This window comes from Bradyrhizobium sp. SHOUNA76, assembly GCF_023006445.1.
Taxonomy (GTDB): Bacteria; Pseudomonadota; Alphaproteobacteria; order Rhizobiales; family Xanthobacteraceae; genus Bradyrhizobium.
Genome location: NZ_JALBHA010000126.1, coordinates 1 through 13801 on the forward strand (window position 1 = coordinate 1; position 13801 = coordinate 13801).

Below are 13801 nucleotides of genomic sequence, written 5' to 3' on the forward strand. Positions count from 1 at the left end.
TACTGGCCCGACCCGCACCGGCACCGCCCTGATCGCGGCGGTCGCGGCCGATGCCGACCAGCAGGCCGCGTCAAAGCCGCGTGGCAAGAAGTCGCGCGTGGCCAAGAAGCCTGACGCGGCCGACAAGCCGAAAGACGCGGGCAAGGACAGCAAGAAGGATACCAAGACGGCCGCGGCGAAGCCGGATGCCAAGCCGGCTGCGGCCAAGAGCGACGGTAAGAGCGACGCCAAGACGGCGGCGAAGCCGGCGGCGCCCAAGCATGCTGCCGCCAAGCACGATACGGCGCCAAAACCCGCCGAGAAGCCTGCGGCGAGCGGCGATCCGAAGCCCGCCAAACCCAAGGCCGCGACCAAGCCGGCCGCCAAGCCGGCCAACAACAGTTAACGGCGTCCCTCAGCGCGACGGACGGCGCTTCGCACCTGCGGCAGCGCCGTTCGCGATGATTCCGGTAGCGACGCCCCGACCTTTGCCCTAAGCCTCGACCGCTTGCCACACGTTCCGGCAGGTTCGATACTGGCGGCAATGAGGCAAGCCCGAGACACAACGGGCTCTGGTCAACGAGGGGAGTTTTCCATGGAGCGCATCTGGCTCAAGCAATATCCGCCCGGCGTGCCGGCCGATATCGAGCCGACCCAATACGCATCGCTGGTCGACCTGCTGGAGGAGAGCTTCACCAAGTTCGCCGACCGCAAGGCGTTCATCTGCATGGACAAGGCGATCAGCTACCGCGACCTCGACCAGATGTCGGTCGCGCTCGCCGCCTATTTGCAGGGCCGCGGGCTGCAGCGCGGCGCGCGCGTCGCCCTCATGATGCCGAACGTGCTGCAATATCCGGTGGCGACTGCCGCGGTGCTGCGCGCCGGTTTCGCCGTCGTCAACGTCAACCCGCTCTACACCCCGCGTGAGCTCGAGCACCAGCTCAAGGATTCCGGCGCCGAAGCCATCGTCGTGCTGGAGAACTTTGCCCACACCGTCGAACAGGTGATCGCGAAGACCGCGGTGAAGCATGTCATCGTCGCCAGCATGGGCGACCTGCTCGGCTTCAAGGGCGTGATCGTCAACCTCGTCGTCCGCCGCGTCAAGAAGATGGTACCGGCATGGTCGCTGCCGGGCGCAGTATCCTTCAACGACGCGCTCTCGGCCGGCCGCGGCATGACCTTCAACAAACCAAAACTCTCGCCGGGCGACGTCGCCTTCCTGCAATATACCGGCGGCACCACCGGCGTTTCCAAGGGCGCCACCCTGCTCCACCGCAACATCGTCGCCAACGTCTTGCAGAACGACGCCTGGCTCCAGCCGGCGATGGCCGCGCCGCCGCATGTCGATCAGCTCATGATCGTCTGCGCGCTGCCGCTCTATCACATCTTCGCGCTGACGGCCTGCTACCTGCTCGCGGTGCGCGCCGGCGGCTGCAATCTCCTGATTCCCAACCCGCGCGACATCGCGGGCTTCGTCAAGGAGCTGGCGAAATACCAGGTCAACAGCTTCCCGGCCGTGAACACGCTCTACAACGGACTGATGCACCATCCCGACTTCAAGAAGCTCGACTTCTCCAAGCTGAAGATCTCCAACGGCGGCGGCATGGCCGTACAACGCCCTGTTGCCGAGCAGTGGAAGGCGATCACCGGCTGCTTCATCGCCGAAGGCTACGGCCTGTCGGAAACCTCGCCGACGCTGACCTGCAATCCGGCGACCGCGACCGAGTTCACCGGCACCATCGGTCTTCCCGTGCCCTCGACCTGGATCTCGATCCGCGACGACGACGGCAACGAAGTCCCTCTCGGCCAGGCGGGCGAGATCTGCGCCAAGGGGCCGCAAGTGATGTCGGGCTACTGGAACAGGCCGGAGGAGACCGTCAAGGTGATGACCGCGGACGGCTATTTCCGCACCGGCGACATCGGCGTGATGGACGAGAAGGGCTACACCAAGATCGTCGACCGCAAGAAGGACATGATCCTGGTCTCCGGCTTCAACGTCTACCCGAATGAGATCGAGGAAGTGATCGCGAGCCATCCGGGCGTGCTCGAATGTGCCGTGATCGGCGTCCCCGATTCCAAATCGGGTGAAGCGGTGAAGGCTTTCGTGGTGAAGAAGGACCCCAACCTCACCGCCGAGGCGGTGATCAAATTCTGTCACGAGCAGCTCACCGGCTACAAGGTGCCCAAGCACATCGAGTTCCGCAACGACCTGCCCAAGACCAATGTCGGCAAGATCCTGCGCCGTCAGCTCCGCGACGAGAAGAAGGCGGAAGCGGCGTAAGCCGCACCGCCGATGACGGACGTCGGAGACATCGCGCCATCAGGCATTCTCGCCTTCTGGCGCGAGGCCGGCCGCGAGCACTGGTACAAGCGCGACGACGCTTTCGACGCGGAGGTCAGGCGCCGCTTTCTCGCTGTGTGGCAGAAGGCGGCCGCCGGTGAGCTTGCATCATGGGAGAGGAGCGACGACGGCGCGCTCGCGCTGGTCGTCGTGCTCGACCAGTTCCCCCGCAACATGTTTCGCGGCGATCCCAGGACGTTTTCCAGCGATGCGCTGGCGCGCGACGTCGCCCGCCGGGCCATCGATCGCGGCGTCGATCGCAGGATCAATCCGGTGCTGGTAGAATTCCTCTATCTGCCTTTCATGCATTCCGAGCACTTGCCCGACCAGGAGCATTGCGTCGCCCTGTTTCAAAATGCCGACAATGCCAACAAGTCTGACAATACCGAAAACCTGAAATACGCCCGGGAGCACGCCGACATCATCCGACGGTTCGGCCGCTTTCCACACCGCAATCGCGTCCTCGGGCGTCCGACCACGGAGGAAGAGCAGGCCTTTCTCGACAGTGGCGGCTTTTCGGGCTGATGACATCGAGGTGATGGGCCGCCGCCTCCGCCGCTTTCCCCGCTAGCAATATTGTGCAGGCCCGCCGCACGGTCTAAAAAGCGGGACCGATTTTCAGGGAGACTGACGATGGCGATCCAGACTGGCGACAAGCTGCCCGAGACGAAATTCCGCGTGATGACGGCGGAAGGTCCGCAGGTGAAGACCACCGACGATATCTTCAAGGGCAAGAAGGTGGCGCTGTTCGCGGTGCCCGGCGCCTATACCGGCACCTGCCACAAGATGCATCTGCCGAGCATCTTCCTCAACGCCTACGCCATGAAGGACAAGGGCGTCGACACCATCGCCATCGTCTCCGTCAACGACGCCTTCGTCATGAACGCCTGGAAGCGCGACACCGACCAGCGCGACGAGGCGATCTTCCTCGCCGACGGCAATGCCGAGTTCGCCAAGGCGATCGGCATGGAGCTGGACGCCTCCGCCAACGGCCTCGGCATCCGCTCCAAGCGCTATTCGATGCTGGTCGAGGACGGCGTGGTGAAGAAGCTGAACCTGGAGGCGATGCCCGGCAAGGTCGAGGTCTCCGGCGGCGATACGCTGCTGGGGCAGCTGTAAAGTTAGACCCCGGCTCCTTCCAAGCAGGAAGTGTCGTAGGGTGGGCAAAGGCGCACTTGCGCCGTGCCCACCATCGCTCCATGATCAGATGAAGCCGTGGGCACGCTCCGCTTTGCCCACCCTACGAAACCGGGCGACGACAGCGCGCCCCTACTCCGCCAGCCTTTGCTGCAACCGCGCCTTCACGATCCCGTCACGCGCGAGCTGATCCGCACGTTCGTTCTCGGGGTGACCGGCGTGGCCCTTGACCCAGTGCCAGCGCACCTCATGGGCCTTCAGCGCGGCGTCGAGGCGCTGCCATAGCTCGACGTTCTTCACCGGCTTCTTGTCGGCGGTGCGCCAGCCGTTGCGCTTCCAGCCGAAGATCCATCCGGTGATGCCCTGCCGGACATACTGGCTGTCGGTGTAGAGATCGACGGTGCACGGCTTCTTCAGCGCTTCGAGCGCGGAGATCGCCGCCATCAGCTCCATCTGGTTGTTGGTGGTGTGGCGCTCGCCGCCGTTCAGCTCTTTTTCCTTGTCGCCGAACTTCAGGATCGCGCCCCAGCCGCCCGGCCCGGGATTTCCCGAGCAGGCGCCGTCGGTATAGATCGTGACATTGGGAAGCTCGCTCACGCGACCAGTCCTGACGGCATCAGTCCGTAATCGCGCGCGCTGGACACGCTCTGGTGAAAGCGCAGCTTGCGGAAATATTCCAGCGGATCCTTCGGCTTGACCAGCGCACCCTCGGGCACGTTGAGCCAGTCGACCAGCCGCGTCAGCAGGAAGCGGATCGCAGCGCCACGCGCGAGCAGCGGCAGCGCGGCCTCTTCCGCCTCCGAAAGCTTTCGCACCCGGCCATAGGCATTGAGGAAGGCGCGCGCCTTCGTGACGTTGAACGAATGATCCGGTTCGAAACACCAGGCATTCAGGCAGATCGCGACGTCATAGGCCAGCATGTCGTTGCAGGCGAAGGTGAAGTCGATGATCCCGGAGAGCTTGTCGCCAAGGAAGAAGACGTTGTCGTTGAAGAGATCGGCGTGGATCACGCCCTCCGGCAGATCGTTCGGCCAGACCCCGCTCGAGAGATAATCGAGCTCGGCGGCGAGAAACGCATGCAGGCCCGGCTGGACCTCATCGGCGCGGCTTGCCGCCGCGTCGAACAGCGGCCGCCAGCCCGACACCGACAGCGCATTGCCGCGCTTGATCGCAAAATTGGCGCCGGCCAGATGCATCCTGGCCAGCCCCTCGCCGACACCGGCGCAATGCGTCGCGTTCGGCTTGCGCGGCCAGACGCCCTCGAGAAAGGTGATGATCGCGGCCGGACGGCCCGACAGCTCGCGCAGCGCCTCGCCGTCTCTCCCCTTTACCGGCAGCGGGCAGTTGACGCCGTGCTCGGCGAGATGCGTCATCAGCGCCAGGAAGAACGGCAGATCGTTCTTCGCCACGCGCTTCTCATAGAGCGTGAGGATGAACGAGCCTTGCCCGGTGTGCAGAAGGAAGTTCGAATTCTCGACGCCCTCGGCAATGCCCTTGTAGGAGAGCAACTCGCCGAGATCATATTGCTTCAGGAAATCCGCAAGCTCGTCGGCGGCAACGTCGGTGTAGACCGCCATAAAAGTCTACTCGGCGGCAGCTTCAGGGCGCACCTGACGGGGCAGCGGGAAGAATTCGTTCTCCTCCGCGGCCGAGACCGTCTCCACATGCAGCGTGTAGCGCTCGGCGAAGGCGTCCATGATCTCTTCGACGATCACCTCCGGCGCGGATGCGCCTGCGGTGATGCCGAGGCTCGCGATGTTGCCGAACTTGTCCCAGTCGATGTCGGTGGCGCGCTGCGCCAGCACCGCGATCCCGCAGCCCTCGCGCTCGGCGACCTCGCGCAGGCGCTGCGAGTTCGACGAGTTCGGCGCACCGACCACGATCAGCGCGTCGACCACCGGCGCGACCTTCTTCACCGCGAGCTGGCGGTTGGTGGTGGCGTAGCAGATGTCTTCCTTGTGCGGCCCGTTGATGTTCGGGAAGCGCTCCTTCAGGAGCGCCACGATCTCCGCCGTGTCGTCGATCGACAGCGTGGTCTGGGTCACGAAGGCGAGGTTGTTGGGGTCCTTCGGGGCGATGGTCTTGGCATCCTCGGCGGTCTCGATCAGGGTCACGGCGCCGGTCGGAAGCTGGCCGAGCGTGCCGACCACCTCGGGATGATGGGAGTGGCCGATCAGGAAGATCTCGCGGCCACGCTTGAAGTGGATCGCGGCCTCGCGGTGCACCTTGGTCACCAGCGGGCAGGTCGCATCCAGCGAGAACAAATTGCGCGACTGGGCGTCGGCAGGAACCGATTTCGGCACGCCGTGGGCCGAGAACACAACCGGTGCGGTGGTGTTTTCCGGGATTTCGGCGAGCTCCTCGACGAAGATGGCGCCCTTCTTCTTCAACCCGTCGACGACGTACTTGTTGTGCACAATCTCATGGCGAACATAGACCGGGGCGCCGTATTTATCGAGCGCCCGTTCCACGGTGTCGATCGCCCGGACCACCCCGGCACAGAAGCCACGGGGAGAACAAAGCACGATCTTGAGGTCTGGTTTGGCTGACATTGAGCGATCTCGGGACCGAATCACCTCGCCAAATGGGCGGGAAGCGGTCGATGGATGGAATAGGGCTTGGGTACGGGCTTACAGGGAATTGGGCCCCCTTTCGGGCGCTGTCAAGGCACTATCTATAGCAGAACCATTGCGTGGCTACCCCCTCCGGGCTTATATAGCGCGAATTCCCAGTCATCGCTGATGACCACCGGTTTCGCCTCCAGAGGGGTGGGCGAAGCACAAAGGAGATTTGCCATGAGCAACGCACCTCTGATGCCCAAGGCGACCGCCGTCTGGCTGCTCGACAACACCGCGCTGACCTTCGACCAGGTCGCCGATTTCACCAAGATGCATCCCCTCGAGGTGCGCGCGATCGCCGACGGCGATGCTGCCCAGGGCATCAAGGGCATGGACCCCCTCTCCAACGGCCAGCTGACCCGAGAGGAGATCGAAAAGGGCGAGAGGAATCCGGATTACCGCCTCCGCCTCCAGGAGAGCAAGGTGGTGCTGCCGCCTCAGCCCAAGCGGAAGGGCCCGCGCTACACCCCGGTCTCGCGCCGCCACGAGCGTCCGAGCGCCATCCTCTGGCTGCTGCGCAACCATGCCGAGCTCAAGGACGCCCAGATCATGCGCCTGGTCGGTACCACCAAGAGCACGATCGCGAGCGTGCGGGACCGAACCCACTGGAACACCTCCCAGCTGACCCCGATCGACCCTGTCACCCTCGGCCTCTGCTCGCAGATCGAGCTCGATTTCGAGGTGGCGCGCGCGGCCAAGGAGAAGCCGATCGACGCAGCCTATGGCGGCGCAACCCTGCTGCCGGCCTCCGAGACCACCAAGAAGGACGAGTTCGAGCCCGCCGAGCGATCGAGCGACGACCTCAACCTCGACGCCGTATTCGCCAAGCTGAAGACGCTCGGCGGCAAGAAGCAGGAGGACGAGGAGGGGTAAGGCTCCGCTCTTCGTTCATTCACCATCGAATGCAAACGCGGCGGGAAAACCCGCCGCGTTTTTGTTTTGCGCACCTTCCCGGCGTTCGCCGGGACGACAGCGGAATTTGTTGCTCTATGCGAGCGTCCCTCAGAACTTGTACGTCACGCCCGCGCCGACCAGCCACGGATCGATATGCGCGGTGCCGGTGACCGGCAGGCCGGAGACGATCGCGCTGTAATCCGGACGCAGCCAGAGCTTCTTGACGTCGACGTTGAGACCCCAGTGCCGGTCGATCATGTAGTCGAAGCCGAACTGCACGGCGCCGCCCCATGCGTTGCTGACGTGCAAGTTGGTAGTGGTGGCGACGATCGCAGGCGGACCGGCGATTGCGGCAGGCGAATTGGCGGCGGAATTGTTGAAGAACACGGTGTAGTTCACGCCGGCGCCGATATACGGCTTGAACGCGCCGAAATTGTCGAAGTGATATTGCAGCGTCAGCGTCGGCGGCAGCAGCGTGGTCTTGCCGATCGGTAGGCTCGCGAGCGAGCCGGTGCCGCTGATCGAGTGCCGGGTCACGCCGAGGATCAGCTCGGCCGCGATGTTCTTGGTGAAGAAATAGCTGATGTCGAGCTCGGGGACGACCTGGTCGCTGATCGACAGGCCGGAATTCGGCGAGGACAGCGAGGGCACGCCCGCCACATTGACGGTCGAGCCGCCGGCATCCGGTAACACGCCGAGCACGCGCAGGCGCACCATCCAGGGATTGAACGCCTCCACCGGTGGCGGCGCCTTCTTGTAAACCGGCAAATCGGCGGCTTGCACCGATGCTAACGTGCCCGCGATCATCGCGCCAACCGTCGCAAGCCGCGCCAGGTTTCTTGTCGTTCTCTGCATTTCAGTCCCCTTCAGCCTTCTCTCGCGCGTCGTTGCGCGACACGAGCGTCAGAGCAGAAGGGGACCGCTGAAGGATTTGATGCCGATCAATTCAGGCGAAGGTCGCCACGATTTGGCCACGGCGTTGCAGATGTGCCACGGAAACAACGAATGCGTTGTGCGCGGCGCGGCAGGATAATGCCGCACCTCACATCAAGGCCGCTCGGGATGGTTCAGCATGTATTCGCCGAGGTCGCGCTGGCGACGGTCGGCACGCGCGGTGGCGGCATTGCGCTGGACGTCACGGTCCTTGCGGCAGACCACGTATTCGGGCGAACCTTGCGCATAGCCGCGGCTCTGGCAAACCGCGTCGTCATCGTCACCGCCCACCGCCACCGGCGTCTGGTAGCGCGCGGAGCAGGCGGAGAGAGCGATGGCGAGCAGCACAGCTGCAAGCAGGCGCGGCGCGGCGGTGAGTGGCATACGAGGTCCCCTGTTGGCCGGCCCTCTTTAGCGCGGAATGCGGAGATTGTAAGTCCCTGGCTGAATGCCGCCCTCCCCCCGCAGTCATTCCCCGCGAAAGCGGGGAATCCAGTACGCCGCGGCGGTCATTGGGTCACACTGCTGCCCCGGCGTACTGGATCACCCGCTTTCGCGGGTGATGACGGCAGAGGTTGGGTAGCGGCCCCGCGTCTCACTGGCATGACCGCCAGAGCAAACCTCACACCCTCCCCTTCAGCGCCTCCCCGATCTCGTCGAGCGTCTTGGGATCTTCGATGGTCGCCGGCATGGTCCAGGACTCGCCGTCGGCGATCTTCTTGATGGTACCGCGCAGAATCTTGCCGGAACGCGTCTTGGGCAGCCGGCCGACCGTGATCGCGAGCTTGAAGGCGGCGACCGGGCCGAGCTTGTCGCGCACCAGCGCGACGATCTCCTTCTCGATCTCAGCTGGCGCACGCTTCACGCCGGCCTTGAGCACCAGGAAACCGCAGGGCACCTCACCCTTGATCGCGTCCTTGACGCCGAGCACCGCGCATTCGGCGACATCGGGATGCGAGGCCAGGATCTCCTCCATGCCGCCGGTGGAAAGCCGATGGCCGGCGACGTTGATGATGTCGTCGGTGCGGCCCATGACGAAGACATAGCCGTCCTCGTCCTTGTAGCCGGCATCCGAGGTTTTGTAATAGCCGGGGAATTCGGTGAGATAGGCTTCCCTGAAACGCTCGTCCTGATTCCACAGCGTCGGCAGGCAGCCCGGCGGCATCGGCAGCTTGATGACGATCGAACCCATGGTGTTGGGTCCCACCGGCTTGGCCGCCTCGTCGACGACATCCACCTGATAGCCCGGCATCGGCACCGTCGGCGAGCCATGCTTCACCGGCAGCATGCCGAGCCCGACCGGGTTGCCGGCGATGCACCAGCCGGTCTCGGTCTGCCACCAATGGTCGATCACCGGCACCTTCAGCTGCTGCTCCGCCCACTCGACCGTCGGCGGATCGGCGCGCTCGCCGGCGAGGAACAGGGTGCGGAATTTCGACAGGTCGTATTGCCGGATGAATTGTCCTTCCGGATCATCTTTCCGGATCGCGCGGAACGCGGTCGGCGCGGTGAAGAAGGCAACGGCCTTGTGCTCGGAGATCACGCGCCAGAACGCGCCGGCATCGGGCGTGCCGACCGGCTTGCCCTCATACATGATCGTCGTCGCACCGTGCAGCAGCGGGCCGTAGACGATGTAGCTGTGACCGACCACCCAGCCGATATCGGAGCCGCACCACCACACCTCGCCCGGCTTGACGCCGTAGAGGTTGAACATCGACCATTTCACCGCGACGAGATGGCCGCCATTGTCGCGCACGACGCCCTTCGGGATGCCCGTGGTGCCCGAGGTGTAGAGGATGTAGAGCGGATCGGTCGCGGCAACGGGCACGCAAGGTGCCTTCTTGCCGTCGTTCAGCGCCTTGCGGCGCAGGCTCGCCCAATCATAGTCCCGGCCCGGGGTCAGGTCGCAGGTCAGCTGCGGACGTTGCAGCACGATGCAGGCCTTCGGCTTGCTGCCGGCAAGTCTGATCGCCTCGTCGAGCAGCGGCTTGTACTGCACGATACGGCCGGGCTCGATGCCGCAGCTCGCGGAGAGAATGAGTTTCGGCTGCGCGTCGTCGATGCGGGTGGCGAGCTCTTTCGCAGCAAAGCCGCCGAACACCACGGAATGCACCGCGCCGATCCGCGCGCAGGCGAGCATTGCGACCACGGCCTCCGGCACCATCGGCATATAGAGGATGACGCGATCGCCCTTGGCGACGCCAAAATCCTGCATGATGGCGCCGAGCGCCTGCACCTCGTTCAGCAGTTCCGCATAGGTCAGTCTGGTGACGCTGCCCGTCAGCGGTGAATCATGGATCAGCGCGACCTGGTCGGCGCGGCCGCGTTCGACATGGCGGTCGAGCGCGTTGTAGCAGGTATTGACGACGCCGCCGGTGAACCAGCGGCCGTAGGTTCCCTGCGCGGCATCGAAGATTTTCTTGGGCGGCTCGATCCAGTCGATCTCTTTCGCCGCCTCGGCCCAGAAGCCGTCGGGGTCGGCGAGAGAGCGCGCATGGACCTCGTGATAACGACTTTTACCGTCGACCTTCATTCCCGCGCTCCCGTCCCTTTATTCGCCTAGCCTGAACCTTGTGGCAGGACAGACGTCCCGCCATGACCAGGATCAATCGCCGGCCTTGTTGAGGGCTATTTTCCCGGGAACGGGCCGCGGTTCAAGCTGAAAAGGAGGGGCCTTTTGGCGGAGGCGGAGCCGCTGCGGCAACGGCGGTGCACTCCCTCTCCCGCTTGCGGGGGAGGGCTGGGGTGGGGGTGCCTCCGCGTCGGGATTGCCGAGGCTTTAGCAGGAAGTCCCCACGAGGAGAAAGCCCTCACCCGCCGCGCTCTTCGAGCGCGTCGACCTCTCCCGCAAGCGGGAGAGGTGACCAAGCCAGCCGCTCGACTTCAGCTTCTTCAGCGGCTTTCAGCTATCCATCGCATTCAGCTTCTGCAAGCGATCCTGCATGGTTTTCTTCAGGTCGTAGCCCGGGCGACCAAAGCTGGCGTTACGGAGGCTGAGGAAATCGCGCTGGGTCTTGCGCAGCTCGCCAGCCGCGCGCTTGCCCGCCGATTTCAAGACGCGATCGTAGGTCTCGGCGATCTGACGGTCGAGCACGCCCAGTTGCGGATCGGCGCAGATCACCTTCTCGACCTCACGCCTGGCCGTCCCGCATGAGAACGACGGACCGTTGCCGGACGCCGCATTCAGCGCCCGCGGCGGTTCAGTGCCGAATTTCGCGATCTCGGCGATCATGGCGCGGCGACCGCTCGCGGCGTTGTCGTTGGCAGGATCGAGCCGCAAGGCCGCCTCGTAGTCGGCCAGAGCCTTCGCGCGCTCACCCATCTTCTTGTAGAGCACGGCGCGGTTGTTGTAGGTCTTGGCAAAGCTCGGATCGAGCTTGAGCGCGGCGTCATAGTCGCTCAAGGCAGCCCCGAGCTCGCCCTTGAACTGGTAGGAATCGCCGCGATTGGTCAGGAAGTTCGGGCGCTGCTCCCGCCGGATCGCCTGGTCGTAATCGGCGATGGCCTTGTCGTACTCACCCATCGCGGCATAGGCGAGGCCGCGATTGTCATAGTATTCGGGCTGCTTCGGATCGAGCCGGATCGCCTCGCCGTTGTCGGCGACCGACTTGTCGTACTGCCCGAGCTTCTTCCAGGCCGCGCCGCGGTTGGAGTAGGTGCGGGGCCGGTTGGGGTCGAGCCGCAAGGCCTCGTCGAAATTCTTGATCGCCTTTTCGTTGTCACCGCCGAGATAATAGGTCGCGCCGCGGTCGGACCAGGCCTGCGCATAATCCGGCTTCAGCTTGATCGCCTGGTCGTAGTCGGCGAGCGCGCGGTCGAGCCGGCGCTGATTGGTATAGACGACACCGCGCAGCTCAAAGGCTTCCGCATTCTCAGGATCGAGCGCGATCGCCTTGCTGAGGTCAGCCGCGGCGCGATTGAGGTCGCCGCCGGCCTCGCGCAGGAGGTCGCCGCGCAGGCGCCAGGCCCTTGCATCCTTGCCGTCCAGCGCAATGGCGCGGTCGATGTCTCGCAGGGCCTGGGTGAGGCCACCCGAGCTCCGCGCATTGGCGTCAGCACGGACCAGCAGCGCCGAGGCGCGGTCGGAAGCGGGATTTGCGGCCTGGTCGATGATGGTGCTGCAGGCCGGAATCAGCTCCACTGGAGCGGCCTCGCTCCCCATCACGCAATCGGTGGCGGCAGAGGCCGGAGCGGCGAGAACGAAGCTCATTGCCGCGCTGAACAGAAAGATTCGCAGCGAACTTTTGGCAAACGAAGACGTTTGCGCGGAAGGATGCGTGCCGCACATGGCAGAGAGCTCCGTGACGTCGGGTTCTCACCATTGTCGCGGCCGGCAAGGGATGGGTTCAATTCGGGCCAGTCCACACCGTCATGGCCGTACTTGACCCGGCCATCCACGTCTAACCTAGGGCGGAAAGAAACTGGATGCTCGGGACAAGCCCGAGCATGACGAGCGCTTTTGGAGCAAAGCCCTCAATACCCATCTACCCCGTTGATCCGCTGCAGGCGCTCCTGCATCGCCTTCTTCAGATCATATCCCGGCCGGCCGTACTCCGCATTGCGGCGGGCAATGAACTCATTCTGCTCACGCTGGAGGTTCTTCGCTTCCGCCGGATTGCGCGCCTCCCGGATCGCGCGCGCGTTCGACCCAAAAATCTCGCGATCAAGATCGGCGAGCTCGCGATTGCCGCAGATCGCCTTCTCCACAGCCCGGGCCGCACGCTTGCAATTGAAGCTGGGCTTGCCGGCGACGGCCATCTGCGCGCCGATCCGCTCGATCTCGCGCGCCATTGCCTTGTGATTGGCCTTCGCCTTCTCGTGGCTCGGGTCGATCTTCAGCGCCGCGCCGAAATCCTGCACCGCCTTGGGCTTGTCGCCCTTCTTGAGCCAGAGCTCGCCGCGCGCATTGAAGACGTCGGCAAGCGTGGGATCGAGCAAAAGCGCGCGGCTGTCATCGGCAATGGCACGGTCGATCTGGTCGTGCCGCGCATAGAGCGCCGCACGCGCGATCAGCGCCTTGATCAGGTCCGCCTTCACCGTCTTCTCATTGTCGATCACGGCGGCGCAGGCCGTGGCGGCCTTGTCCATGTCGTCGGCCGCGGTCGCCGCGAGGCATGACGCGACATCGAGCCGGATCACCGCAGCCGGCTCGCCACCGGTCGCAGCCTGAGCGGCGGCGAGCGAGAGCGCGCAAAGCAATACGGCACCTGACGATTGAATGAGTTTTTGAAAACGCATGCTCGCTGCAGTCGGAAATCTTGCTTTCGGACCTGACTTAACTCTTGCCTTGGTTCTTGCCTCGGGGCCGTACTATCCATCATACGGCCGGATTGGTGCTAGCTTGTGGCGCCGCTCATATCGGCCTCGGGGATCATCGTGTCGACATTCGAATGGATCATCACGCTTCTGCTCGGCGCCGTTGCCTTATCGGCGCTGGCGCGGCGGATCAAGGTCCCCTACCCGACCTTTCTCGCCATCGGCGGCGCACTGATTGCCTTCGTGCCATCCAGCCCGTCCTGGGCGCTGGAGCCGGACCTGGCATTGGCGCTTTTTGTCGCACCGGTGCTGCTCGACGCCGCCTTCGACACCTCGCTGCGCGATCTGCGCAACAATTGGGTTCCCGTCTCGACCCTGGTCGTCGCCGCGGTCGGCCTCACCACAGCCGGCGTCGCCTTCGTCGCGCACCGGTTGATGCCCGACATGCCTTGGGCCGCCGCGGTTGCGCTCGGTGCCATCGTGGCGCCGCCCGATGCGGCCGCTGCGGTCGCGATCCTGAGCCAGGTCAAGCTGCCCCACCGCATGGTGAAGGTGCTGGAAGGCGAGAGCCTGCTCAACGACGCCACCGCGCTGCTGATCTATCGCATCGCGGTCGGCGCGGTCGCCACCGAGCATCTGACAT

The 13801-nt window shown here is 64.6% G+C and carries 13 protein-coding genes and 1 pseudogene; 6 read left to right on the forward strand and 8 right to left on the reverse strand.

The window, feature by feature from the left end; genetic code table 11:
• From MOV74_RS16060 to MOV74_RS16075, 4 genes and pseudogenes are all read left to right on the forward strand, one after another.
• Nucleotides 1–385, forward strand: a pseudogene (locus MOV74_RS16060) (peptidase M15); the annotation flags it as partial.
• Between the two features lie 189 nt (nucleotides 386–574).
• Complete coding sequence (locus MOV74_RS16065; RefSeq protein WP_246924053.1) at nucleotides 575–2260, forward strand: long-chain fatty acid--CoA ligase; 1686 nt, start codon at nucleotides 575–577, stop codon at nucleotides 2258–2260.
• Between the two features lie 12 nt (nucleotides 2261–2272).
• On the forward strand, nucleotides 2273–2845 hold the full coding sequence (locus tag MOV74_RS16070; RefSeq protein WP_246924056.1) for a DUF924 family protein: 573 nt from the start codon (nucleotides 2273–2275) through the stop codon (nucleotides 2843–2845).
• Nucleotides 2846–2953: 108 nt separating this feature from the next.
• A complete protein-coding gene (locus MOV74_RS16075; RefSeq protein ID WP_246924058.1) occupies nucleotides 2954–3439 on the forward strand; it encodes a peroxiredoxin in 486 nt (161 codons plus the stop codon).
• A gap of 150 nt (nucleotides 3440–3589) precedes the next feature.
• Here the strand turns inward: MOV74_RS16075 and rnhA are convergent, their stop codons facing one another.
• Genes rnhA through ispH form a run of 3 tightly spaced genes read right to left on the reverse strand, consistent with a single transcriptional unit; the run spans nucleotide 3590 to nucleotide 6009 of the window.
• Entirely contained in the window at nucleotides 3590–4054 is a 465-nt protein-coding gene (rnhA, locus tag MOV74_RS16080) for a ribonuclease HI (protein WP_246924060.1), read from the reverse strand.
• Nucleotides 4051–5034 (reverse strand): homoserine kinase, encoded by a 984-nt coding sequence (locus MOV74_RS16085; RefSeq protein ID WP_246924062.1) that lies wholly within the window; start codon nucleotides 5032–5034, stop codon nucleotides 4051–4053. Before MOV74_RS16085 ends, rnhA begins: the two co-directional genes overlap by 4 nt.
• A gap of 6 nt (nucleotides 5035–5040) precedes the next feature.
• Complete coding sequence (gene ispH, locus MOV74_RS16090) at nucleotides 5041–6009, reverse strand: 4-hydroxy-3-methylbut-2-enyl diphosphate reductase (RefSeq protein ID WP_246924064.1); 969 nt, start codon at nucleotides 6007–6009, stop codon at nucleotides 5041–5043.
• A 243-nt stretch (nucleotides 6010–6252) separates the two neighbouring features.
• On the opposite strand from ispH, the gene MOV74_RS16095 reads away from it, so the two are divergent.
• The gene (locus MOV74_RS16095) at nucleotides 6253–6948 is read left to right on the forward strand and encodes a DUF1013 domain-containing protein (protein WP_246924066.1); all 696 of its coding nucleotides are present in this window, start codon (nucleotides 6253–6255) and stop codon (nucleotides 6946–6948) included.
• Between the two features lie 129 nt (nucleotides 6949–7077).
• On the opposite strand, the gene MOV74_RS16100 is transcribed toward MOV74_RS16095, so the two are convergent.
• The 5 genes from MOV74_RS16100 to MOV74_RS16120 all read right to left on the reverse strand — a co-directional run bounded on the left by MOV74_RS16100 (nucleotide 7078) and on the right by MOV74_RS16120 (nucleotide 13140).
• On the reverse strand, nucleotides 7078–7824 hold the full coding sequence (locus tag MOV74_RS16100; protein WP_246924068.1) for an OmpW family protein: 747 nt from the start codon (nucleotides 7822–7824) through the stop codon (nucleotides 7078–7080).
• A 192-nt stretch (nucleotides 7825–8016) separates the two neighbouring features.
• The gene (locus tag MOV74_RS16105) at nucleotides 8017–8286 is read right to left on the reverse strand and encodes a hypothetical protein (RefSeq protein ID WP_246924071.1); all 270 of its coding nucleotides are present in this window, start codon (nucleotides 8284–8286) and stop codon (nucleotides 8017–8019) included.
• Nucleotides 8287–8524: 238 nt separating this feature from the next.
• On the reverse strand, nucleotides 8525–10435 hold the full coding sequence (locus MOV74_RS16110; protein WP_246924075.1) for a propionyl-CoA synthetase: 1911 nt from the start codon (nucleotides 10433–10435) through the stop codon (nucleotides 8525–8527).
• 369 nt (nucleotides 10436–10804) lie between these two features.
• Entirely contained in the window at nucleotides 10805–12190 is a 1386-nt protein-coding gene (locus MOV74_RS16115; RefSeq protein WP_246924079.1) for a tetratricopeptide repeat protein, read from the reverse strand.
• Between the two features lie 185 nt (nucleotides 12191–12375).
• Nucleotides 12376–13140: a hypothetical protein gene (locus MOV74_RS16120; protein WP_246924082.1), complete on the reverse strand. Its 765-nt coding sequence runs from the start codon at nucleotides 13138–13140 to the stop codon at nucleotides 12376–12378.
• Nucleotides 13141–13278: 138 nt separating this feature from the next.
• Between MOV74_RS16120 and MOV74_RS16125 the strand changes: the two genes are divergently transcribed.
• Nucleotides 13279–13801: cation:proton antiporter (locus MOV74_RS16125; RefSeq protein ID WP_246924085.1), on the forward strand; the 523-nt coding region annotated here is incomplete at its 3' end.

Bases quoted from the DNA above. Each gene is read 5' to 3' on its own strand.
- MOV74_RS16110 (WP_246924075.1), bottom strand. From the start codon at position 10,435: ATGAAGGTCGACGGTAAAAGTCGTTATCACGAGGTCCATGCGCGCTCT.
- MOV74_RS16075 (WP_246924058.1), top strand. From the start codon at position 2,954: ATGGCGATCCAGACTGGCGACAAGCTGCCCGAGACGAAATTCCGCGTG.
- MOV74_RS16115 (WP_246924079.1), bottom strand. From the start codon at position 12,190: ATGTGCGGCACGCATCCTTCCGCGCAAACGTCTTCGTTTGCCAAAAGT.
- MOV74_RS16070 (WP_246924056.1), top strand. From the start codon at position 2,273: ATGACGGACGTCGGAGACATCGCGCCATCAGGCATTCTCGCCTTCTGG.
- MOV74_RS16120 (WP_246924082.1), bottom strand. From the start codon at position 13,140: ATGCGTTTTCAAAAACTCATTCAATCGTCAGGTGCCGTATTGCTTTGC.
- MOV74_RS16100 (WP_246924068.1), bottom strand. From the start codon at position 7,824: ATGCAGAGAACGACAAGAAACCTGGCGCGGCTTGCGACGGTTGGCGCG.
- MOV74_RS16065 (WP_246924053.1), top strand. From the start codon at position 575: ATGGAGCGCATCTGGCTCAAGCAATATCCGCCCGGCGTGCCGGCCGAT.
- MOV74_RS16085 (WP_246924062.1), bottom strand. From the start codon at position 5,034: ATGGCGGTCTACACCGACGTTGCCGCCGACGAGCTTGCGGATTTCCTG.
- MOV74_RS16095 (WP_246924066.1), top strand. From the start codon at position 6,253: ATGAGCAACGCACCTCTGATGCCCAAGGCGACCGCCGTCTGGCTGCTC.
- MOV74_RS16105 (WP_246924071.1), bottom strand. From the start codon at position 8,286: ATGCCACTCACCGCCGCGCCGCGCCTGCTTGCAGCTGTGCTGCTCGCC.
- ispH (WP_246924064.1), bottom strand. From the start codon at position 6,009: ATGTCAGCCAAACCAGACCTCAAGATCGTGCTTTGTTCTCCCCGTGGC.